24 protein-coding genes, 1 tRNA gene and 1 pseudogene are annotated in these 21,306 nt (G+C 73.5%); 8 read left to right on the top strand and 18 right to left on the bottom strand.

Translation table 11 applies throughout. The features are described from left to right. Positions 1–68 precede the first annotated feature (68 nt). The 3 genes from RND61_RS16655 to RND61_RS16645 form a co-directional block, all read right to left on the bottom strand. Positions 69–290: an FmdB family zinc ribbon protein gene (locus RND61_RS16655; protein WP_315878744.1), complete on the bottom strand. Its 222-nt coding sequence runs from the start codon at positions 288–290 to the stop codon at positions 69–71. Between the two features lie 189 nt (positions 291–479). Beyond that, on the bottom strand, positions 480–1,928 hold the full coding sequence (locus tag RND61_RS16650) for a hypothetical protein (protein ID WP_391653578.1): 1,449 nt from the start codon (positions 1,926–1,928) through the stop codon (positions 480–482). Beyond that, positions 1,925–2,299: a hypothetical protein gene (locus tag RND61_RS16645; protein WP_315878742.1), complete on the bottom strand. Its 375-nt coding sequence runs from the start codon at positions 2,297–2,299 to the stop codon at positions 1,925–1,927. The genes RND61_RS16650 and RND61_RS16645 overlap by 4 nt, the downstream gene beginning before the upstream one ends. Before the next feature lie 161 nt (positions 2,300–2,460). Between RND61_RS16645 and RND61_RS16640 the strand changes: the two genes are divergently transcribed. Further along, positions 2,461–2,535, top strand: a tRNA-Val gene (locus tag RND61_RS16640). 847 nt (positions 2,536–3,382) lie between these two features. Here the strand turns inward: RND61_RS16640 and RND61_RS16635 are convergent. The 3 genes from RND61_RS16635 to RND61_RS16625 all read right to left on the bottom strand — a co-directional run bounded on the left by RND61_RS16635 (position 3,383) and on the right by RND61_RS16625 (position 6,119). Beyond that, positions 3,383–3,712 (bottom strand): hypothetical protein, encoded by a 330-nt coding sequence (locus tag RND61_RS16635; protein WP_315878741.1) that lies wholly within the window; start codon positions 3,710–3,712, stop codon positions 3,383–3,385. Between the two features lie 1,121 nt (positions 3,713–4,833). Further along, the gene (locus tag RND61_RS16630; RefSeq protein ID WP_315878740.1) at positions 4,834–5,115 is read right to left on the bottom strand and encodes a DUF2087 domain-containing protein; all 282 of its coding nucleotides are present in this window, start codon (positions 5,113–5,115) and stop codon (positions 4,834–4,836) included. Positions 5,116–5,186: 71 nt separating this feature from the next. Continuing rightward, the gene (locus RND61_RS16625) at positions 5,187–6,119 is read right to left on the bottom strand and encodes a peptidoglycan recognition protein family protein (RefSeq protein WP_315878739.1); all 933 of its coding nucleotides are present in this window, start codon (positions 6,117–6,119) and stop codon (positions 5,187–5,189) included. Between the two features lie 508 nt (positions 6,120–6,627). Between RND61_RS16625 and RND61_RS32705 the strand changes: the two genes are divergently transcribed. Beyond that, positions 6,628–6,702: a 50S ribosomal protein bL37 gene (locus RND61_RS32705; protein WP_099048249.1), complete on the top strand. Its 75-nt coding sequence runs from the start codon at positions 6,628–6,630 to the stop codon at positions 6,700–6,702. A gap of 159 nt (positions 6,703–6,861) precedes the next feature. Here RND61_RS32705 and RND61_RS16615 read toward each other — a convergent pair whose 3' ends face one another. Further along, positions 6,862–7,419, bottom strand: coding sequence for a flavoprotein (locus tag RND61_RS16615; RefSeq protein WP_391653575.1), 558 nt, complete (start codon positions 7,417–7,419; stop codon positions 6,862–6,864). Between the two features lie 87 nt (positions 7,420–7,506). Between RND61_RS16615 and RND61_RS16610 the strand changes: the two genes are divergently transcribed. Beyond that, the gene (locus RND61_RS16610; protein WP_315878737.1) at positions 7,507–7,767 is read left to right on the top strand and encodes a DUF2277 domain-containing protein; all 261 of its coding nucleotides are present in this window, start codon (positions 7,507–7,509) and stop codon (positions 7,765–7,767) included. Here the strand turns inward: RND61_RS16610 and RND61_RS16605 are convergent. The 6 genes and pseudogenes from RND61_RS16605 to RND61_RS16580 all read right to left on the bottom strand — a co-directional run bounded on the left by RND61_RS16605 (position 7,721) and on the right by RND61_RS16580 (position 11,532). After that, a complete protein-coding gene (locus tag RND61_RS16605; protein ID WP_315878757.1) occupies positions 7,721–8,344 on the bottom strand; it encodes a DedA family protein in 624 nt (207 codons plus the stop codon). The genes RND61_RS16610 and RND61_RS16605 overlap by 47 nt on opposite strands. Before the next feature lie 215 nt (positions 8,345–8,559). Further along, the gene (locus RND61_RS16600; protein WP_315878736.1) at positions 8,560–9,012 is read right to left on the bottom strand and encodes a DoxX family protein; all 453 of its coding nucleotides are present in this window, start codon (positions 9,010–9,012) and stop codon (positions 8,560–8,562) included. Positions 9,013–9,881: 869 nt separating this feature from the next. Next, positions 9,882–10,094, bottom strand: a complete 213-nt coding sequence (locus RND61_RS16595) for a DUF397 domain-containing protein (RefSeq protein WP_315878735.1) — start codon at positions 10,092–10,094, stop codon at positions 9,882–9,884. A 91-nt stretch (positions 10,095–10,185) separates the two neighbouring features. Continuing rightward, a pseudogene (locus RND61_RS16590) lies at positions 10,186–10,400 on the bottom strand (DUF397 domain-containing protein). Positions 10,401–10,492: 92 nt separating this feature from the next. Next, positions 10,493–10,708 carry a DUF397 domain-containing protein gene (locus RND61_RS16585; protein ID WP_315878734.1) on the bottom strand — a complete coding sequence of 72 codons (216 nt, stop codon included), beginning with the start codon at positions 10,706–10,708 and terminating at the stop codon, positions 10,493–10,495. Further along, complete coding sequence (locus tag RND61_RS16580) at positions 10,705–11,532, bottom strand: helix-turn-helix domain-containing protein (RefSeq protein WP_315878733.1); 828 nt, start codon at positions 11,530–11,532, stop codon at positions 10,705–10,707. Before RND61_RS16580 ends, RND61_RS16585 begins: the two co-directional genes overlap by 4 nt. Before the next feature lie 107 nt (positions 11,533–11,639). Between RND61_RS16580 and RND61_RS16575 the strand changes: the two genes are divergently transcribed. Continuing rightward, a complete protein-coding gene (locus RND61_RS16575; RefSeq protein ID WP_315878732.1) occupies positions 11,640–11,900 on the top strand; it encodes a hypothetical protein in 261 nt (86 codons plus the stop codon). A gap of 53 nt (positions 11,901–11,953) precedes the next feature. Further along, on the top strand, positions 11,954–12,343 hold the full coding sequence (locus RND61_RS16570) for a hypothetical protein (protein ID WP_315878731.1): 390 nt from the start codon (positions 11,954–11,956) through the stop codon (positions 12,341–12,343). A 775-nt stretch (positions 12,344–13,118) separates the two neighbouring features. On the opposite strand, the gene RND61_RS16565 is transcribed toward RND61_RS16570, so the two are convergent. Then, a complete protein-coding gene (locus RND61_RS16565; RefSeq protein WP_315878730.1) occupies positions 13,119–13,778 on the bottom strand; it encodes an HNH endonuclease family protein in 660 nt (219 codons plus the stop codon). A gap of 189 nt (positions 13,779–13,967) precedes the next feature. Between RND61_RS16565 and RND61_RS16560 the strand changes: the two genes are divergently transcribed. Together RND61_RS16560 and RND61_RS16555 are read left to right on the top strand one after the other, a co-directional pair. Continuing rightward, positions 13,968–14,756 carry an ABC transporter permease gene (locus RND61_RS16560; RefSeq protein WP_315878729.1) on the top strand — a complete coding sequence of 263 codons (789 nt, stop codon included), beginning with the start codon at positions 13,968–13,970 and terminating at the stop codon, positions 14,754–14,756. Positions 14,757–14,953: 197 nt separating this feature from the next. Beyond that, entirely contained in the window at positions 14,954–15,538 is a 585-nt protein-coding gene (locus RND61_RS16555; RefSeq protein WP_315878728.1) for a TMEM165/GDT1 family protein, read from the top strand. Between the two features lie 89 nt (positions 15,539–15,627). Here the strand turns inward: RND61_RS16555 and RND61_RS16550 are convergent, their stop codons facing one another. Both RND61_RS16550 and RND61_RS16545 read right to left on the bottom strand, forming a co-directional pair. Further along, positions 15,628–16,302: an HAD-IA family hydrolase gene (locus tag RND61_RS16550; protein ID WP_315878727.1), complete on the bottom strand. Its 675-nt coding sequence runs from the start codon at positions 16,300–16,302 to the stop codon at positions 15,628–15,630. 203 nt (positions 16,303–16,505) lie between these two features. Then, on the bottom strand, positions 16,506–17,438 hold the full coding sequence (locus RND61_RS16545) for a peptidoglycan-binding domain-containing protein (RefSeq protein ID WP_315878726.1): 933 nt from the start codon (positions 17,436–17,438) through the stop codon (positions 16,506–16,508). A 419-nt stretch (positions 17,439–17,857) separates the two neighbouring features. Between RND61_RS16545 and RND61_RS16540 the strand changes: the two genes are divergently transcribed. Then, positions 17,858–19,906, top strand: coding sequence for an MDR family MFS transporter (locus RND61_RS16540; protein ID WP_315878725.1), 2,049 nt, complete (start codon positions 17,858–17,860; stop codon positions 19,904–19,906). A gap of 161 nt (positions 19,907–20,067) precedes the next feature. Here RND61_RS16540 and RND61_RS16535 read toward each other — a convergent pair whose 3' ends face one another. Together RND61_RS16535 and RND61_RS16530 are read right to left on the bottom strand one after the other, a co-directional pair. Then, complete coding sequence (locus RND61_RS16535) at positions 20,068–20,535, bottom strand: GNAT family N-acetyltransferase (RefSeq protein ID WP_391653583.1); 468 nt, start codon at positions 20,533–20,535, stop codon at positions 20,068–20,070. 38 nt (positions 20,536–20,573) lie between these two features. Beyond that, positions 20,574–21,260 carry an O-methyltransferase gene (locus RND61_RS16530; RefSeq protein ID WP_315878723.1) on the bottom strand — a complete coding sequence of 229 codons (687 nt, stop codon included), beginning with the start codon at positions 21,258–21,260 and terminating at the stop codon, positions 20,574–20,576. Positions 21,261–21,306: the final 46 nt, after the last annotated feature.

The following is a 21,306-nucleotide window of genomic DNA, read 5'->3' as shown; positions in this document are numbered from 1 at the left end:
CCTCGGCAGCCTCGGGGCAGGTGGTCCCGGGAGGGGGCCTAGGATGGACGAGCCCGGGGCGGGGCCCGTCAGCCGCAGCAGCCGCCTCCGCAGCACCCGCCGCCACCGCCGCCGCCCGCAGGCCTGGCCGGTGCGGCCGCCGCAGCACCGCCGACCGCGACGGTCGACAGCAGCTTCACGGTGTCGTCGTGCCCGGAGGGGCAGGCGGCGGGCGCGGAGGACTCCGCCATGGGGCGGCTCAGTTCGAACGTGTCGCCGCAGGTGCGGCAGCGGTACTCGTAGCGAGGCATACGCACAGGTTAACGACCCGGCGGCCGTGGACCCAGCGGTTCCGGCCCCCCGCTTCGGCCCTTCCGTTCGCGCCCTCCGCCCCGGCCCTCCCGCCCCTCCTTGCTCGTGCCCTTCCGTTCCCGCCCTTCGGCTCCGGCCCTTTCGCCCCGACCCCGGCCGGGCACTGCGCCGCTCCGCCGACGCGCGGGCTACCCCACCGCGCCGCGGCCCCGCCCGGCCGGGCCGCCCCCGCGCTCCTCGCGGATCTGCTCCACCACGCGCCCGACCGCCGCCCGTACGGCCTCCGTCTCGGTCAGGAAGCGCCAGTAGTCGGGGTGCCGCCCCTCCAGGCCGGTCACCGCCCGGTCGAGGCGGGCCACCGCGTCGTCGAGGGGACCGGCGTGCCGCGGGTCCGGGGTGTGGCGGCCGTCCATGGCGAGCCGCTGGGCGTCCCGAATCGTGAAGCGCGTGCGCTCGATCTCCTGCTGCGGGTCCTCGGACACGGCGTCGAGCCTCCGGAGCCGGTCCCCGGCGGCGGACACGGCCTCGTCCGCCGCGTTCAGCAGCGCCCGTACCGTGCCCAGCAGCGCCGTCGCGTCCGCCCACCGCTGCTCCTCCCGCGCCCGCCCCGCCTCGGCGAGCTTCCCCTCCGCCTGCCGCACGGCCTGCGCGGCCCGCTCCGGCACGGGCTGGAGGTCCTGCCAGCACGCGGCGCTGAACCGGCGCCGCAGCTCGCTCATCACGGGTTCCACGGAGACGACCCGGTTGGCGAGGGCCTGCGCGCGCGTACGGAGGGACACCAGCCGCCGGTCGATCTCGGCGGCCCGCTCCGGCAGCCGCTCCGCCTCTGCCCGTACGGTTTCGGCCTCGCGCAGCACATGGTCGGCACGCCGCAGGGTCTCCGCGACGCCGTGTCGTCCCGCGCCCTCGTTGAGCCTGGTCAGTTCGGGTGCGAGGGCGGCGAGCCGCGCGGCCTGGTCGTCCGCGCGCAACCCCGAGCCACGCGCGGCGTCCAGCGCGTCGCTCGCGGCGAGCAGCGCCGCGCGGGCCCGCTCGACGGCCGGGGCGAGACGGGCCAGCTGTGTCTCGGCCGTGTCGAGGAGCGGGGCGAGCCGCTCCTCGAACCGCTCCAACTCGCCCCGGACCCGTACCAGCTCGTCCTTGGCGCGGGTCAGGTCCGTGCGCGCGTCGGACGCCGTGGCGGCGTCGAGGTCGGCCCGGTCCAGGTCGTAGCTGTCGACGGCCTCGATGTACGCCTGGCTGGCCTCGTCGACGCGCCGCCCCAGCGCGGCGAACTCCTCGACGGCCCGGCCCGCGGCGGGCGAGGCGTCGACCGCGGCGATCGTCTCGACGGAGATCCGCAGGCCCCGCTGCGCGGTGTCCAGCTCGTAGAACGCGGCGGCCGCGGCGTCCTTCGCGGCCTGCGCGCCGGCCCGCTGGTCCTCGGCGCGCCCGCCGCCGAACCAGCGCCGCGCGCCACCCCCGGACCCGCCCCCGGCGAACGCTCCGGCCGAGCCGAGCACCCCGGCCGAGACGGCGGCGAGCAGGGGCAGGGGCAGCAGCGCCAGGGCGAGCGCGTCCTTCGCGTACCGCCGTGCGCCGCGTGTCCCCGTCACATCCGCTCCCCGTACCGTACGTGTCCGAGCTGGCCGGTTCATTCTCCCACCGGGTACGACGAACGGGAGGGCGGATCAGTTCGCGGTACGGACCGCCACGTCGCCGTTCTCGCCTTTTCGCTGAACGCGGTGACCGCACGCGAGCTGCCCGGGTCGCGGGGCACGTCGGAGACGACCCTGCCGCTGCCGCTGTCGGCGTCCCCGGCGTACGGCCCCGCGGCGGCGGGCAGCCCGACGGCACCGCCGTTGGAGCCGCGCCGCTGACCTGCTCGGGGGCGCCGCGCAGGGCCGGGGTGAACGTCGCCGTTGACGCTCCGGACGGTGACCGTCGCGGAGGCGGCACGCTCGACGCGGAGGCCGCCGTTGCCGACGCAGAACAGGACGAGTGGAACGGACAGGACGGACACGGACACGCTGCGCAACCACGATCTTCCCCAGGACAGAACCACGGCGAAGCCCCACGCCACGCACCCCCCGCCCCACGATCCGGCGACCCCACCCCGGGGCGGGACCGGCCCCCGTAACGGTTTGCGAACCCCACCCGTGCGCCATGTACGCTGTTGACTCACTCCACGGGTGCGTAGCTCAGGGGTAGAGCGCTGCTCTTACAAAGCAGATGTCGGCGGTTCGAAACCGTCCGCGCCCACCATGGAAACCAGCAGGTGAGAACCCTGTACGGCCCCTCGACCGGCAACGGCTGAGGGGCCTTTCCCGTCCGCGAGGCCCCATGGAGCCACATCACCCCGGGCGGGGCGGCCGGAGACCGTTCGGGGGCGACAGAGGGCGGGGCTCGGCGACGCCGCAGCGGGGGGCAGGTGCGGGGCGGGCAGGCGAGCGTCGCCGGGGTGTCCTTCGCCGGATCGACCTCCCGCCGCTCCTGGACCGTGATGGTGCCGCCGGCGCGCACCTCGTACACCCGGATCGTCCTCACGGTTGTCTGCCCGCATACGTCGTCGGAGCCCAGCGCAGAAGACATGAAGGAGTCGCACCCGAGCCCGGCGGCGCGCAAGGCGGGCCACAAGTGATCAGCGGTCAATCATGGGCAGGGTAAGACTTTGCCTACTTCATCAAGCCCCGGCTGTGCTCCGCTCCGCCGGGCGGGCTCCCGGCTGCGTTCCGCGCGCCGTTCCTGCCTCCGGCCCGCTCCGCGCGGGCTGCGCCGACGCCCGCCCGCAGGTGGACAGGGCCGATGGTCATGAGTCGAGCACCGTTCGCGCGGTCGCGGTCAGAGCCTGATGCCTTCGGCGGGAGATCGGCCGGCACTAGGAGAGCGGGGGCACCGTCCCGGCGGCGGGTCCGTAGGGGCGTGCGCAGGGGAGCTTCCCACCCCGTCCGCCGTCGACCCAGGCAGAGCCGAGCAGACATGGCACCGGGCGTCCAGGTCGTTCGTCCAGTTGGGCGCTTCACCTGGACGCTCGGCACCGCGCCCGCTCCACGGAGTGTGGGGCGACGGCGGACGGGATGAAAGCCGGGGAGGGTGATGGTCAGGCAGTCGCTCAGGTGCGGCTCAGTTGTTCCGTGGGGATGACCACGATCTGATCCGTGTCCTCGTAGATGATTTTGCCGGGGTTCGAGGACTCCAGGCGACGGAATTCGACGCCGTGCGAGGCTAGAAGTTCCAGGTACCAGTCCACGCGCTTGATGAGGTGTTGGGCAGATACCTTGAACCAGGCCACAGCGCCGGGATTCACCCGAGGGTCATAGATGTCGGGATCGACGTGGGTGGGGTTGGTGTAGTTGGCGTCGTACCAGTCGTTGTTCCTCCGCCAGAGCTGGTACTGGTCGGCAGACAGTTTGCCCTGCGCCGCCAACTCATTGGCCAGCACGAAGATCCCTGGGAAGTGTCCCCGTGGATGCCTTGCTGTTCCCTCGAACCGGATGTATTTCGCGTTTCCCATGAGAGCGCCCTTTGCATAGCTTGTCGGCAACCGCTGAAACAACCCGCTTGCGGTACAGCACAGATGTACCGCAACTGTGGTGACCGCAGGTGACCACTTCGAGTCCCTGCCACCCCTGTGACCAGGTCGAGAGACCTTGGGGCCGTCCCGCCCGTAGTTCGTATCGAGCGGCGATCTGTCATCCACGGCTGACATCAACGACGCCGGACGGAGGCGGTCATCAGTATCTCTGTCCGGCCGTCGCACCAGTCGACAGCAGCAGCCGGACAGTGCTCTGGGTGAACTTGCAAAGCAGATGTCGGCGGTTCGAAACCGTCCGCGCCCACCGTGGGAACCGGCGGCTGAAAACCCTGTTCGGCGCCTCGGGCGCCAAGGGCTGAGGGGCCGTTCTCGTTCGCGAGACCGCATCACCCCAGGAGGGGCTCTTGGAGGTCGTCCGCTCGGAGGGCGGAATATCCGCGCATTACGCGTGAAGTGCCGCCATTGAGGTCTTCCCAGCCTCGGGTCGTGTTCTCGGGCCGGCACTGGGCCGTTCGGTACCGAACAAGGGGAACCAGCAGCGACACCACTGACGGCCCGACCGCAGTTCACCGCGTTGGTCGTCCGTGAGGCACCAGGTCGGCGGTGCCCCGCTGACTTCTTCCCCTGCTGACCTGGTGGAAGGGGCCCTCGCCTGCCAGGATCGAGCCGTGGCCGAGTCTTCGAGCGTCGCGAGATTGAGCAGGGCCCTCGACTGGGCGGGGTTGATCCCGTCCGGTTTCCTGCTGGTGGCAGGCATCAGGGACTACCGCGACGGCGGGTCCGTGGGGTGGCCTATCGGTGGGGCGCTACTCGTTCTGATCAGCGTTTGGGTGGTGTACCGCGGGATGGCCCGTCGGACCCGCGACACCGCCGCTTCACGGTAGGGGCTCTCCCGCGACGGTCGGCGGTGGCCGGCCCCGTCCGCGTGGGGCTGCGGACCTCAGCGACCGCTCCACCCCGGGGCGAAGCGGTCGCGCCGCTCGGGCGGCGGCCCGGATGGGGCGTGCCCGTCAGCGGGGGCGCAATGATCAGGCCGCCGCCGGGGGCCGGTGGTAGACGCGGCCGTCCCTGGTGCGGGCCAGGTGGCCCGACGTGACCAGGTAGCGGCGGAGCGCCGAGCAGTCCGGGTGGACCGTGCGCAGCGCCTCGTTGACCTCGGGCTCCGTGTAGGAGCGGTCCCGTTCGAAGAGGGTCTGCGCCAGGTGGGCCAGCAACTGCTCGCGGCGGGCCGGTCTGCGGGGGATGGTGGGGAGGCGGCCTTCGCCGTCGAAGAGGGCGGACACGCTGTGCGACGTACTGTGCTCCGGCATGGCAGGGAGCCTCGCAGGCGGTGCGCACCCCCGCAACGGGTTTTACCCGGCCGCCCCTCGGCGGTGCGGCGTCACGCGGGCCAGTACAGGCCCTCGACGATGCGGTGGGCGACGACGACGGGTTCTTCGGCGAGGGCCTCCACCTTGAGGTACTGGCCGGCCGGCAGTTCCCCGCGCCGCGACACCTGGGCGTACGTCTCGCCGTCCCGCGTCGGCACGTCGACCTCCAGCCCCGCGGAGCGGCGGCGGGTCTCGGCGTCGACGTGCACGAACCGCAGCCGCACCCGCTTGTCCGCGCTCGTCCTCGTCAGCTTCAGGCCGATCGACACGTTGTACACGCACGGCCCCCGGAGGATCGCCGTGTCCCGCGCGGCCGGCAGTTCCACGCGCTCGCCCGCGGCCAGCGTCGGGCCGCCCGTCTGGGACTCGAACAGGACTTGGGGCATGGGGTCCTCCACAGGTGCGGGTGAGGGCTGGCCTTTGGCGCGTTTCACGATTCCGGGGAACACGACCTTGCGGAACTGGTTCACGCGCGCGTCCCCCGGGCACGCGGTGCCGCCCGACGACCAGGCGGAGTGCAGGCGGTGGTAGCCGTAGCCGGGGTCGTCGTGGCTGCGGCAGATCCGCAGGGGCAGGCCGTGGCGCTGGTGCAGCCACACCCCCAACCGGATCAACTGCTCGACCTGTTCGTCCGTCCACGGGTCGGTGTGCTTCAGGTTGGACGCCGTCTCGATGGACACCGCGCCGGTGCCGTCGGGGCGCCGGTTGGCTTGGTAGTTGGCGTCGGCGCGCGTCTCGGTGCCGATGTACTGGGCGAGGTCGCCTTCGTACCCCAGTCCGAAATGCGATTCCAAGTTCGATGAATCGCGCCAGTATTCGTACATCCGGCGTGCGGTCCACGGGGCGGCGATGCTGTGCATGATGAACTGCGTCGGTCGGATCGCGGGCTGCCCGTTCGACTCCGGCTGCAACTCCATGCGCTTAGCCCCCGGATACCAGGCCATGCGTCTCCTCCTTGGGGCGTGTGGTGCCTCGCGGCAGGGCAGGAGAGTGGTGCGGGCACCTGACAGTGAGGTGCCCGGCGCGGGGGTTGGTCACTCGGGGTGGCGTGCAGTTGACAAAGATGAGTGAAAAGGCCGGGAATCAACTGCCTCACGAGGCAGGGATGTTCTCGTGGGCGTACTCCCGTCCCAGCGTCAACCTGCTTGTGAGGTAAGGCCGTCACGCGCCGTCGATCCTCGCCGTGCCGTGCCGTGCCGTGACGTGATGCGTTGCGCCGGTGCCCGCTGGGTCGCTCCGCTTCGAGGGTCCGCGGGTGGTCGCGGCGCGCTGTCGTCGCCTCCACCGGTACGGCCGGGGGCGCCGGTCCCCGCCCGGCAGCCCGCGCCCTGCCGGGCGGCATCCCTGTGGCCGTGGCCGCCGTAGCCGTGCGGGGCGTTCCGGGCGGCCCTAGACTGGCGAATGCCCCAAATGACCGGAACGCCCCTCGTGGGCTCCGAAGGGAGTGACCTCATGTCGAAGCGCGGCAACAAGCGGCGTGCCCGCAAGGGCAAGAAGGCCAATCACGGCAAGCGTCCCAACGCCTGACGCCTGACGCCTGACGCCTGGACGCCTGGCGCGGTCCCTGGCGCCCCTGGCCCCTGGTCCCCGGCTGCCGGCGCGCGTGCCCGGCCTCCGCCCCCCGGCGCGAGGTCCCCGGCCCCCGTAACCCGGCCCCAGCGCCCCAGTGCCCGACCCCCGGGGCGCTCATCCCGCCCCGTGTGCCGCCTCCACCGCGTCCAGGGCCAGTGTCCACGGGAAGTGGTCCGGCCAGTCCTGGCCGGGCGGGTCCGGGAGGTAGCCGCCCTCCCCGTACAGCACCGTCACGCCCGCCGCCCGCAGGGTCTCCACCGACCTGTCGAACTGCGGGTGGCGCACGTACGCCGCGTTCGCGCACGGCATCGCCACGAGTGGGAGGCCCTTCCCGATGGCCTCCGCCGCGACGCCCACCACGAACGCGCCGGTCAGGCCGAGCGCCCAGGAGTTCACCGTGTTGAACGTGGCCGGGGCGAACAGCACCGCGTCGGCGGGCGGCCAGACGTCCGGGTCGCCCGGGCGCTTGTACTCGTGGCGCACCGGGTGCCCGGTCAGTGCGGCCAGCCCGTCGAGACTCGGCTCCAGCCAGCGCGCGGCGGTCGGCGTCAGCCCCAGGCAGACGTCCCAGCCGCGCGCCTGCGCGTCCTCGATCACCCTCGCGACGTCGAACACCGGGGGAGCGGCCGAGCAGAACAGATACAGAGTCCTCGCCTTGATCATGGAGTTCATCTGATCACATGCTGGACAAGTGCATCCTGGCGATGGGGGGCCGCTCGGCCACCCCGGCCACCCGCCCCGAGCGACCGAGGAACGGACATGTGCCGCAACATCAAGACCCTCCGCCCGCCGGCGCTGCCCGAGGAGGCCACCGAGGAGGACGTCCGCGCCGCCGCCCTCCAGTACGTGCGCAAGGTCTCCGGCTTCCGGGCGCCCGCCGCGCACAACCGGGAGGTGTTCGAGCGTGCCGTCGCCGAGGTGGCCGAGGCGACGCGGAGGCTGCTCGACGGACTCGACGTGCGCGGCGCCGCCGCTAGGAAGTCGGTGCCGGAGCGGACGGAGGAGCCGGGCGCCGCATGACGTACGCCGCGACGCTTCCCGCCAGGAACAGCGCGAGCACCGAGACCGCCGCGCCGAACCACGTCGCGCCCAGCCACTGTCCGCCGAAGTAGCCCAGGCCCACGCTGTACGAGGCCCACGCCACTCCCGCCAGGGCCGACCACGGCACGAACTCGCGCGCCCGGCGCCGCGCGGCCCCCGCGCCCAGGGACACCACCGACCGCCCGGCCGGGGCGAACCGGGCGATGACCACGAGTGCGCCGCCACCCCGCTTGAAGGCGGTGCCGAGGCGTTCCTGCGCGGTGGTGAGGCGCCGGGAGCGGGCGATGGCCCGGTCGAGGCGGGGTCCACCGCGCCAGGCGAGGCGGTACGCGGCCAGGTCGCCGAGGACCGAGGCGGACGCCGCGCACAGGGCGAGGGCGACGAGCGAGATCCCGTCGGGGGCGGCGGTCGCCGTCGCCGCGGTCGCCGCGGTCGCGGCCGAGATCACCAGGGCGCCGCTGGGGAGCACCGGGAGGAAGACGTCCAGTACGACGGAGGTGGCCACCGCGGCGTAGATCCACGGGCTCGCGGCCAGCCACCGCACGCTCTCCAGCACCTTGACTCCCAGCTCCACCATGAGAAACGCGGTACAGCGTACGCCTTACGCGTCACCGGGCGCGCGGCGGGTTGCCGGAGGTCGGAGGGTCGCCGGGGGACGACGACCGGGGCGCGGGGCGGGAGGGGTGCCACGGCGTGCGCGGGGCGCGGAGCCGTCGCCCCGCGCCCCGCGTGCGTGCCGCGCGCGCACCCGCTCCGCGCGGGAGCCGGTGGTTACGCCGCCACCGCCGCGCGGTCCCGCCCGGCCTCCCGAGTGCGGGAGGTGAACAGGCCGTCCAGCGCCAGCGCGCCCGGGCCGGTGAAGACCAGCAGGAGCAGCGCCCAGCAGTACAGGGCCGCGGCCTCGCCGCCGTTCTCCATCGGGAACAGGCCCGACGGCTGGTGCATCTTGAAGTACGCGTACGCCATGGCGCCGGACGAGACGAACGCCGCGGCGCGGGTGCCGAGGCCGACGATGAGCAGCGCGCCGCCGACCAGCTCGATCACGGCCCCGTACCAGAACGGCCAGGTGCCGGCGGGGACCGTGGCGCCCGAGCCGTCGGAGCCGCCGAGGACGCCGAACAGCTTCGCGGCACCGTGGCAGAGGAACAGCAGGCCGATGACGATCCGGAACAGGGCCAGCGCGTACGGCTGGGACCGCTGGAGGCGGCTGGTGAGTGCGGACATGGGGGGCTCCTTCGGCTGGGGACTGAACCGATGCGGCCCAGGTTAGGCACCCCTAACGTTTGCTTGCAAGTTCAACATTCAGTCGTATGGAGATACCCGGGCGTAGGGTCGCGGAGTCCGGCCTGGGTACGGAAAGCCGCAGGCGGGAGCGGTGGAAGGTGGTGATCAGGCGGTACGGGGGAGGGTGGGCGGACGCGCGCGGCCCCGCCCCGCGACCGGTGCGGGTGGCCGGTGGCCGTTCAATGGCCGGATCTCGCCCCTACGGCCCCTCGCGCACCACCACGAGTCCGCCGCCTCGGTGCGCCCGCACCGCCTTGGCGCGCCCACGTCGACTGGCGCCGCGTCGGGCACACCCGCTCCGGCTGGGCCGCGTCGGGCACACCTGCGCCGGCTGGGGCCGCGCTGATCGGGGCCGTGCCGTCCGGGACCGTGCCGTGGCCGTGCCAGGACGACGCCGGCTGGGGCCGCGCTGACCGAGGCCGCTCCGGCTGGGGCCGTGGTGTCCGGGACCTTGCCGTGGCTGTGCCGTGCCGACCGGGACCGCTCCGTCAGGTCGTGCCGGGGCGGTGCCGGCCCGCGCCACCGGCTCCCGCTCCCGCTCCCGGCCCGGGCCCGGCACCCCGGTCACTCTGGCAGCACGGCACGGCGTTCCACCACTCGGCGTCGTGCGGCAGCGGCCACGCGGGGAGCCGCCGATCATCAGGGCCTCGGTCCGCACGGCCTTCGACGCCCGCTCGCCCTCCCGGCGGATGTCCTCCTCGTAGGGCACGACCCGTTTCCGCTCGTTCCGGCACGCGGCTCACCCGAGCGTCCACCAACACGTGGCCCCGCCCTCCCCCGACGCGGGAGCGGGCGGGGCCTTCGTGTGCTCAGGCGCCGAGCCTGCCCCCCTTGACGCTCTCGACGAACGAGGTGAACGCGGTGGGGGAGAGGCGGAGGGTCGAGCCGGCGGGGACCTTGGAGTCGCGGACGGGGACCACGCCATGTGAGGCGGCGAGGTTGGCCGCGACCTCGACGCAGGCGCCGCCGTTGTCGCTGTACGAAGAGGTGAACCAGCGGGGGGTTTCGGTCGTGGTCGTCACAGGTGCCCTTTCGTCACTGGATCGGGACTGTTCGGCGTCCCGCTGGGGTCCTTGCCGCCGTTGTGGTGCGTGGCGGCAAGGGCCGGTTGGGTCAGAGCGTGTCGAACCGGCCTGTCTTGACGCCCTCCACGAAGGAGGTGAAGGCGTGGGTGGGGAGGTCCAGGGTGGGGCCGGTCGGGTTCTTGGAGTCGCGGACGGGGACCACGCCTGTGAGGCGGCGAGGTTGGCTGCGATCTCGACGCAGGCGCCGCCGTTGTTGCTGTACGAGGACGTGAACCAGCGGGGGGTTTCGGTCGTGGTCGTCACGGGGTGCCCTTTCGACGCTGGATCGGGACTGTTCGGCGTGCTGCCGGGGCCCTTGCCGCCGTTGCGGTGCGTGGCGGCAAGGGCCGGTTGGGTCAGACGGTGTCGAACCGGCCTGCCTTGACGCCCTCCACGAACGAGGTGAACGCGTGGGTGGGGAGGTCCAGGGTGGGGCCGGTCGGGTTCTTGGAGTCGCGGACGGGGACCACGCCGTGCGAGACGGCGAGGTTGGCCGCGACCTCGACGCACTGGCCGCCGTTGTCGCTGTACGAGGACGTGAACCAGCGGGGGGATTCGGTCGTGGTCGTCACGGGGTGCCCTTTCGTAACTGTTTGATCGTGGCCACGGAGACCGCCTGCGACGGCGCCTCGGCCTGTAGTTGATGGTAGGCCGTCAGAAGGGGCAACACCGAGGTGCTTTCCCGCTCAAGGAAGCCTTGCTGCGCGGACTCGGCGTACGACATGAGCGAGCGATTCGGCATCGTCAGCAGGGTTATCGGCAGATTGAACGGGCGACGTGCGCCCATGTCGAACGGCGCGATCTGGAGCACGGTGTTCGGCTGCTCGGCGAACTCGATCAGCCGCTCCAACTGGGCCTCCATGACCTCCGGTTCCCCGATGGGCCGACGGATGCAGCTCTCGTCCAGCACCACGAAGATCATCGGCGGCGGTGTCCGGACCAGCGCTGCCTGCCGCTCGGCGACGAGCGAGACCCGTTCCTCCGCCTGCTCGGGCGTGATCGCGCCCCTCTTGAGGGCGCTCTCCGCGAGTACGGAGGCGTACCTCGGGGTCTGGAGGAGACCGGGCATCACGCCGACCTCGTACAACCGGATCTCCGCCGCGCGGGCCTCGTGCTCGACGTACTCGGGGAAGCCCTCCAGTAGTGAGCCCTGCCGCATCTCGCGCCATTCGCGCTCGAACAGGTCACCGGTTCCCAGCGCCGCATCCGCCTGCCGCGCGAGGCGCAAGGTAGGCATCTTTCGACCAGTTTCTATGGACGAGAGGTGCGTACTGGAGTACCCCATCCGCGCGCCCAACTCGTCCTGCGTCCAACCGCGCTCTCCGCGCAGCCTGCGCAGACGTGCCCCGAACGCCGCCTGCGGCGAGCTGTCCGGGTCCAACTCCTTGATGTTCAACGGCCCAACACCGACTTTCCGTCCTTCCCCGACACGTTGAAGCAAATCCGACTCTAGGACACGCTGAGCCGCCTTGGTAGTGGATTGACTACGGAGAGGAGTCTTCGGTGTCCGGAGAAACCGAGCGTGCGACCCCGCAGGACCCCCCGCCCGTTCCGACCCTCGGCACGCTCGTGGTGGACACCAGCCGTGGTGACCGCGTCGGGGAGTTCCGGGGGCTCGCCGGCTCGTACTGGTCGCTGCGCCCCGTCCGAGGCGGGGCCGAGTGGGAGGCCGAGCCCGGGGCGGTCCGCCGGACGACCCACAAGGAGCGGCTCCACGCGGAGATCGAGCGGTGGAACGCCCGGAGCCGGGGTGAGCTGCTGTGATGCGCGCCTTCGCGTCCGTCCGTCGTTCCCCTTCTCCCGGCCAGGAAGCGCCCATGTTGCAGTGCACCGCCGTCACCGCCGTACGCACCCCGCACGGCGGGTTCGGCCACCCGATGTGCGAACTGGGTGAGGAACACGAGGGGGAGCACGCGGAGTTCTGCTGGGACGACGACGCTACGGGCGGGGCGGTCTGGTTCCGCTGGAGCGCGCTCGGCGGGCGCTTCGTCCTGCTGCCCGCGTGCGAGGTCACCGGGGGCGCGTACGGGGACGCGTGCACGCTGTTCCGGAACCACCCGGCCGCGCACGCGTGGAACGTCGTCGACCCGACCCTGGAAGCGGTACGGCAGGAACTCGAACGGCAGTTTCCCGAGCTGCTCCGGGAGCCGGGGCCGGGGCGACCAGGTCCGGGGCCGGAGCGGGAGCCGGGGCCGGAGTGGGGCTGAGGGCTCGCGCGGGCCCCGGCCCTCCGGTCCGCGACGAACGGTGGTGCACGTCCGGGCGGGTTCCGGTCCCCGGTCACCCGAAGGCCGGGAAGGGCGAGGCGGGGTTGGGCGCGCCGGCCCCGACGCGCTCCTCGTGGAAGCCGAACCCGAGGGCCTGCGGTCCACGTCGGGTCGGTCGTCCCCGGCTCGGGGAGGGGCCCCGGACGCGGGCGGTGCCGCTTCGGGTCTCCGGCGCGTAGGGCGGGGGCGGCACTGGTCCCGGGGCGATGGGCCGGTCGACCGGAGGGGCCCGCCACGGCTTGGTCGGCACCGGCGTCCCGTACCGCGCCTCGACGCGGTATCCGAAGGGTCACCGCAGGTGGGACGGTGTGTCGCCGGTACGGGGGATCGGCTGCCCGCGTGGACGGCGACCCCGTGGACGACGACCTCGCAAGCACGCGTGTGGTCGGCGCGGCCGTGGCGTACGAGCGCGTGGTCGAAGGTCGCGTGATCGAAGGTCTCGTTCGGCGCCTGGCGTCCGGCGACCGGTGACCGGTGACCGGCGACCGGCGTCCGGTTCGAGTGTGACGGTGTCCGTACCGTCCTTCCGTCCCGTCTGGGCCCGGCACCCCATCTGGGCTCGGTGTCTCACCTGGGCCCGGTGTCTCACCTGGGTCCGGCGCCCCGCCTGGGCCCGGTGTCCCTCCGCCACCCCGCCGTGCGGTCCGGGGCCGGGTGGGTGGGGTGACGGAGGAGCGGGGTGCGGACCGGATCCAGTCCGGGGAGTGACGTTTCGTCAGGAGCAGCCGTTCAGCACCGACTGGAGGGCGCTCTTCTCGGCGGAGTCCACCGAGAGGCCCCAGTAGTGCTTCACGTGCACCCACATGCGGGCGTACGTGCAGCGGTACGCGGTGCGCGAGGGCAGCCACTCGGCCGGGTCCTGGTCGCCCTTGGCCTGGTTGACGTTGTCCGTGACGGCGATGAGCTGCGGACGCGTCAGGTCGTTGGCGAAGGAGCGGCGCTGCGTGGTGGTCCAGGAGTTCGCGCCCGAGCGCCACGCCTCGGCGAGCGGCACGACGTGGTCGATGTCGAGGTCGGAGGCGGCGTACCAGGTGGCGCCGTCGTACTCGGAGTACCAGCTCCCGCCGGTCGCCGCGCAGGTGGAGTCCTGGATGACGCCCGTGCCGTCGCGCTCCAGGACGACCTCGCGGGTGTTGCAGGCGTCGTACTGGGTGATCCAGTGCGGGAACAGGTCCCGGCTGTAGCCGGAGGAGGAACCTTCCGCCCGGACCGTGAGCTGGCCCAGGTACGTGCGCGCGGTGGCGGCGCTGACCGGGGTGGGCGGGGACGCCTGGGCGGCGGGGGCGGTGGTCAGCAGGCCGGTGACCGCGAGGGCGGCCGTCGCGGCGAGCGCGGCGAGGCGGCGCGCGGATCGACGCGCGTAGACAGAGAACATGCGAACTCCCTTGTGCGGTGGGGGTGTCGGCCGGTGCGCCCGTGCGGGCGGCCCGCCCATGGTGGTGGCGCCGGATGTCCTGGAAATGGGCTCCAGGTAACAGCGTGACGACATGAACACGTCACATCAAGGCCCGTGTCCAGTTCTTGACACCCGGACAGGTCACGCTCAGCGCCCTAGGGTTGACGCGTGCTGCTGCCGGTCGACCTCACCTTCGGCGCCGTCCTCGCCGCCCTGCTCGCCGTCGCGGCGGCCGTCGTCGCCGTCGCCCGGCTGCGCCCGCCCCGCGAGACCGTCGTCGCGGGAGTGCGCGCGGCGGTGCAGCTCGCGGCCGTCTCGCTGGTGATCGGCTGGGTGGTCCGCGCCGCGCCGCTGCTGCTGCTCTTCCTGCTGATGATGTACGGCGTCGCCGTGCGGACCGCCGGACGGCGCCTCACACACAACCGCACCTGGTGGTGGGCCGCCGCCCCGGTGGGCGCCGGGGTCGCCCCGGTCGTCGCGGCGCTGCTGCTCACCGGGCTCGTACCGGCCGAGGGCATCGCGCTGATCCCCGTGACCGGCATCCTCATCGGCGGGGCGCTCACCGCCACCGTCCTCGGCGGCCGGCGCGCCCTGGACGAGCTCGCCACCCGCCGCGGCGAGGTCGAGGCCGGCCTCGCGCTGGGGCTGCTGCCGAGGGAGGCCCGCCTGGAGGTGGCGCGGACGGCGGCGGCGGACGCGCTGCTGCCGGGGCTCGACCAGACCAGGACCGTGGGGCTCGTCACACTGCCGGGCGCGTTCGTCGGGATGCTGCTGGGCGGGGCGTCGCCGCTGCTCGCCGGGGCCGTGCAGCTGTTCGTGCTGGTCGCGCTGATGGCGGTGCAGGCGGTCGCGGTCGCGGTGGTGCTGGAGCTGGTCGCGCGGGGGCTGCTGCACCGGGAGGAGGGTTCCGGCCGGCGTCGCGTACCCTGGAGGGAGCAGAAGGGGAGTAGCTCCTAGCCGGACCGTCGACATACTGCTGGGCCTCGTGCCCGGCCGGCGCCCGGAGGCGGACCTCCACGGAGACCGCCAGCGAGACCTTCGGCATCAGCAGAATCCATGTACCCATGGCCCTGCCGTGCCGAAGCGACCCCTGGAACGCGTGAGCGAAGGTCTCTCGGCACGGCGGCGGCCCGACCGATTGAGGAACCCAGCCCGTGCTCAGCTTCACGATCATGGCGATCACCTTCGGTGTCGTCTTCCTCGCCGAACTCCCCGACAAGACCGCCCTCGCCGGCCTCATGCTGGGCACCCGCTACCGGGCGTCGTACGTCTTCGCGGGCGTCGCCGCCGCCTTCGCGGTCCACGTGGCGCTCGCCGTCGCCGCGGGCAGCGTCCTCACCCTGCTGCCGCACCGGCTGGTGCAGGCGTTCGTCGGCGTGCTGTTCCTCGCGGGCGCGGCGATGCTGCTGCTGAAGAAGGACGACGGCGACGACGAGGAGATGAAGGCCCCCGCCGACCAGTCGTTCTGGAAGGTCTCCGGGGCGGGCTTCATGCTGATCCTCGTCGCCGAGTTCGGCGACCTCACGCAGATCATGACCGCGAACCTGGCCGCCCGCTACGACGACCCGCTCTCCGTCGGCCTCGGCGCGGTCCTCGCCCTCTGGGCGGTCGCCGGACTGGGCATCGTCGGCGGGCGGACGCTGATGAAGTACGTGCCTCTGCGGCTGATCACGAAGGTGGCGGCGGGCCTGATGCTGGCCCTGGCCGGCTTCAGCCTGTACGAGGCGCTGGTCGGCTGACCTGCGGGTCGTCTGGCCGGCCGGTGGGCCGGCGGGCCAGACGCCCGACCGGCCGGGGTGCCCTTCGGGGGTGCCCCGGCCGGTGGGTGCTACGGCGTGACGCGCAGGCGGATCCCGCCGTCGGCGTCCGCCTCCACCCGCAGGTGCGTCAGGTCCGGTACGTGCACGTCCGGCGCGAACGCCGCCGCGCGCGGGCCCACGCCCACGACGCGCATCCCGGCGGCCCGCCCGGCCTCGACGCCCGCCTCGGAGTCCTCGAACACCACGCAGTCCCGGGGCGCGAAGCCCAGCTCGGCCGCGCCCTTCAGGAAGCCCTCCGGGTCCGGCTTGCTGGCGCTCACGGACTCCGCGGTCACCCGCACGTCCGGCATCCGCAGCCCCGCGGCGCCCATCCGGGCCCGAGCCAGCGCCGCGTCGGCGGAGGTCACCAGGGCGTGCGGGAGCGCGGCGAGGGCCGCGAGGAAGGCGGGCGCGCCCGGGACCGGGACGACGCCGTCGAGGTCGGCGGTCTCCTCGGCGAGCAGCTCGCGGTTCTCCGCGTGGTTCTGCTCCATCGGGCGGCCCGGGAGGAGGACGGCCATCGTGGCGTACCCCTGGCGGCCGTGCACCACCTTCAGCGCCTCCTCCGGGTCGAGCCCGTGCCGCAGCGCCCACCGCCGCCAGACGCGCTCCACCACCGCGTCGGAGTTCACGAGCGTGCCGTCCATGTCGAGCAGCAGGGCGCGGGTGGTGAGGACGTCGGGGGTGGAAGCGGTGGCCGGCATGGGCACTCCAGAGGCAGAAGACGTACGAAGTGGGCCCGCCCGCCGGTCAGGGAATACGGGCGGGACCACTTTGTTTCTCCACGATACAAAACAAAGGGCGTGCAGCGCCACCCGGCCCCTCGCGGAGGCGGCCGGTCCGGGGCCCGCGCGGGCCCGTGCGGTACGGGTGCGGCCCGTACCGCACGGGCGGCGTTTCAGTCGTCTCAGTCGTCCATGTGGGCGGTGTCGGTCTCCAGGGCCTTCCTGGTGGTGGGGCCGTAGACGCCGCGCGGGTCGGCGGTGATCCCGCGGCGCGTCTGGTACTCGGCGACGGACCGCTCGACGTTCTTGTCGTAGCGGCCGTTCATCGCGTCGTAGTACAGGCCGAGGTCGCGCAGTCGGTACTGGAGCTCCAGGACCTCCTCGCCCTGGTCGCCGCGTTGCAGGGTCGAACCGTGCTCCTGTGGCCGTTCCGTGTTCGGCGCGGACGGCTGCTGGGTGTCGGGGCGCGGTCGCACCGAGGCGGTCTCCCGCCGCTCCGGGAGCTTCGACGCGGTGGGGCCCGCGGTGTCCGGGGCGCCGCCCCCGGCCCCCGTGGAGGACGGGGCGCCCGACGCGGACGGCGAGGGGGCCGCCGCGGGCGCGGAGGACCTGGCGGACGCGGAGGACGTGGCGGACGGCACCGACGAGGCGGTCCGCGAGGGTTCCGCGCTCTCCTCCGGCGCCGGGCTGGCCGGGTCCGCCGGGCCGGTCGGCCACGGGGGCGCGCTCAGGTTCGGGTCGGGCGCCACCCGGTCGGCCGTATCGCCGCCGTCGAACAGGCCGCCCGCGAACGCCACCGCCCCGGCCACCGCCACGACCGCCGCCACCGCGGCGGCGACCGCCCCCGGACGGCGCCCGCCCGCCGGCCGCCGCACGTCCTCACGCCGGCGCGAACGGCGCGGCCCCGGCGTGACGTCCACGCCATCCACGCCGTCCATGCCGTGCGTCGCGTCCACGTCACCCGCGCCGGTGAAGCCCGCCGCGTATCCCGGCGCCGTGTATCCGGGGCCCGGCGCTCCGTACCCCGCGCCCGGTGCCCCGTTCGCGGGCGGCGGGCCCGCCGTCGGACCGGCTCCGGTCCCGGTCCCGAGGTACAGCGGTGCCGTGGACTCCACGTCCGGTTCCGTTTTCCGGCCCCCGTAGGCCGCCTCCGGTGGGAGCGGCGCCCCCGCACCCGGCACCGCGCCGGCCGCCGGGCGCGGGTCCACGGGCTCGGGCGGCGACTGGAGGTTCACGTACGGGCGAATCCGCAGGGGGTCGAAGGCGCCCGGCGCCGGCCCGCTGTCCTCCACCCCGCCGCAGGCGCAGCCGGCACCCCGCGGCGCCGCGGGCGTGCCGCACTCAGGACAGACCGTTCCGGCCACTGTGGGTCCCTCCCCTAGAAGTCCTGCTGACTGGATCCCGCCCCCGGGAACTGGCAGCGATTATGCAGCCCGGAGTGACCCTCCCGACATCCCCGACCGTTCTCGGCAGGCCATAACGGGCCGGAACGCCCACGATGGAGAGGGAGACGGAGACAGTGAGGGAGGCGCCCATGACGCGGCCAGTCGGCACCCCGACCACCAGCCCCGCCCCCGGAACGGGGTACAACCGGCGCACGGTCCTGGTGCCCATCGGGGCGCTGCTGCTGGGCATGCTGCTCGCCGCGCTCGACCAGACGATCGTGTCGACCGCCCTGCCGACGATCGTCAGCGAGCTCGGCGGCATGGACCACCTGTCGTGGGTCGTCACCGCCTACATGCTCGCCTCCACCGCCGCCACGCCCCTGTGGGGCAAGCTCGGCGACCAGTACGGGCGCAAGAAACTCTTCCAGACGGCCATCGTCATCTTCCTCCTCGGCTCCGTGCTGTGCGGCATCGCGCAGGACATGCCGCAGCTCATCGCCTACCGCGCCGTGCAGGGCCTGGGCGGCGGCGGGCTCATGGTGCTGTCCATGGCGATCGTCGGCGACCTCGTCCCGCCCCGGGACCGCGGTCGCTACCAGGGGATCTTCGGCGCCGTCTTCGGCGCGACCAGCGTCCTCGGGCCGCTCCTCGGCGGTGTCTTCACCGAACACCTCACCTGGCGCTGGGTGTTCTACATCAACGTGCCCGTGGGGATCGTCGCCCTCTTCGTCATCGCCGCCGCCCTGCACATCCCGGTCCGCCGCACCCCCCACACCATCGACTACCTCGGCACGTTCCTGATCGCCTCGGTCGCCACCTGCCTGGTGCTCGTCGCCTCCCTCGGCGGCACCACCTGGCCGTGGGGCTCCGCCCGGATCATCGGCCTCGCCGCCCTCGGCGCCGTGCTGCTCGTGGCGTTCGTGTACGCCGAGCGGCGCGCCGCCGAGCCCGTCCTGCCGCTGCGGCTGTTCCGGATCCGCACCTTCACGCTCGTCTCCGCCATCAGCTTCGTCATCGGCTTCGCGATGTTCGGCGCCATGACCTACCTGCCGACCTTCCTCCAGGTCGTGCAGCACATCAGCCCCACCATGTCCGGCGTCCACATGCTGCCGATGGTGGTCGGCATGCTGCTCACCTCCACCGTGTCCGGGCAGATCGTCAGCCGCACCGGCCGGTGGAAGGTCTTCCCCATCCTCGGCACCGCGATCACCACCGTGGGCCTGCTCCTCCTCCACCGGCTGCAGATGACCAGCCCCACGTGGGAGATGAGCGTGTACTTCTTCGTCTTCGGCGCCGGACTCGGCCTCGTCATGCAGGTCCTGGTGCTGGTCGCGCAGAACGCCGTCGGCTACGAGGACCTGGGCGTCGCCACCTCCGGCGCCACCTTCTTCCGCTCCATCGGCGCCTCCTTCGGCGTGGCCGTCTTCGGCACGATCTTCACCAACCGCCTCACCGGCAAGCTGGCCGACGCCCTCGCCGGCCAGGACGTCCCGCCCGGCGCCGACGCGCACACGATCTCCGCCGACCCGCGCGCCATCACCGAGCTGCCGCCCGCCCTGCGCCCGGTCGCGCTCGACGCGTACTCCACCTCCATCACGGACGTCTTCCTGTACGCGTCGCCGATCGTCCTGCTGGCCTTCGCCCTCGCCTGGTTCCTGCGCGAGGACCAGCTCCGCGGCTCCGTGACCGCGCCCGACCCGAGCGAGACCCTCGCCTCCAACCCCGTCGAGCGCTCGTCGTACGACGAGGTCGCCCGCGCCCTGTCCGTGCTCGGCTCCCGCGAGGGCCGCAAGGCCGTGTACGAGAGGATCACCGCCCGCGCGGGGATGGACCTGCTGCCCGCGGCCAGTTGGCTGCTGCTGCGCATCCGCCGCCACGGGACCGTGGAGCCGGGGCGGCTCGCCGAGGCCGCGTCCGTGCCGCTCAGGGCCGTCACGGACGCGTCCCGGCAGGTGGAGGAGCGGGGGCTGGCCCGCCGCGAGGGCCTCCAGATGATCCTCACCGACCGGGGCGTGGAGGCGGCGACCCGGCTGGCGCGCGCCCGCGAGGAGTCCCTCGCGGAGCTGCTCGGCGACTGGTGGGGGCCGGATCGGCCCACCGACCTCAACCAGCTCGTGCGGGAGCTGACCGCCGAGCTGTGCGGCTCGGACCGGGAGCACCCGGGGGCCGGGCCACCACCCCCGAACCACCGGACCTAGGAGGCCGCCGCACACCCGGCGACCGGTGCGGTGCGGCGCGGAACCGGCGGCCGGCACGGTGTGGACCGGTGCCCGGCGCGGCGCGGACCCGGAGGTCGGCACGGGACCGGTGCCCGGCGCGGGACCGGGGGGCCGAGGGCCGGGGCGGTCCCGCGCCGGGGTCAGGTCAGTTCCTTGCCGTACCAGACCTCCATGTACGGGCCCTCGCAGTACGCCGGGATCTCCCGGTAGCCGTGGCGGACGTACAGGGCGCGGGCCTCCACCAGGTCCAGGCGCGTGTTGAGCACCGTGCGCCGCGCGCCCAGCTCCGTGGCGGCGGCCTCCAGGGCGGTCAGCAGCAGCCCGGCGCCGCCCGTGCCGCGGAACGCGCGGCGGACGAAGACCCGGGTCAGCTCCGCCCGCCCGGCGTCCAGCAGCAGCACCCCGCCGCAGGCCGCCGGCCGCCCGCCGTACCGGCCCACCAGGAACCGGCCGGTCGGCGGCTCCAGGGCCTCCACGCCGTCGCCGGCCAGCCCCTCGTCGACCTCCCGGGGCGTGGCGGGGCGGCGCCAGTAGCGGCCGGCCACGTCGCCGTAGTAGTCGCGGCGCAGCGCGGTCGCGTCGGCCGTGTCGTACCGCTCGGGGCGTATCTCCCAGTGCGCGGCCGGGTCCGTCGTCGGCACGGCCTTTAGGACACCACCCGGGCGACGAGCATCCCGTCGTAGCCCTTCACGCCGACCGTCTGGAACGCCGTCGCGTCCAGCCGGGGGTCGCGCGCGACGAGGTCGAACATCTCGCGCGTGCCGCGGACCGCCTCGTCGGCGGTCTCCCCGTCGACGACCCTGCCGCCGCGCACCACGTTGTCGACGACGATCACGCTGCCCGGGCGGGTCAGGCGCAGCGCCCACTCCACGTAGCGCGGGTTGTTCTTCTTGTCGGCGTCGACGAAGACCAGGTCGAAGGGGCCGGCGCCCTCCGCCTCCAGCTCCGGCAGCGTGTCCAGGGCGGCGCCCGTGCGGACCTCGGCCACCGCGTCGAGACCGGCCCTGGCCAGGTTGAGCCGGGCGACCTCGGCGTGCGCGGGGTCGTACTCCAGCGAGATCAGCCTGCCCTCCGGCGGCAGCGCCCGGGCCAGCCAGATGGAGCTGTACCCGCCGAGCGTGCCGATCTCCAGGATCGTGCGGGCGCCCTGGACACGGGCCAGCAGGTGCAGCAGCTTGCCCTGGTTGGGGGCGACCGCTATCTGCGGCAGGCCCGCCTCGTCGCTCGCGGCGAGCGCGGCGGTCAGCGCCTCGTCGGCGGGGGCGAGCAGGTCGGTGACGTACGCGTCGACGGCGCTCCAGCGCGCCTGGGGGTCCTGAGCGTTCTGGGTCATGATCGGGAACCTAGCCGACATCCGCCGCCGGTGCGGCGGGATTCCG

The sequence above is a fragment of the Streptomyces tamarix genome (assembly GCF_032423885.1).
Classification (GTDB): Bacteria; Actinomycetota; Actinomycetes; order Streptomycetales; family Streptomycetaceae; genus Streptomyces; species Streptomyces tamarix.
This window is presented reverse-complemented; position numbering and strand designations above follow the sequence as displayed.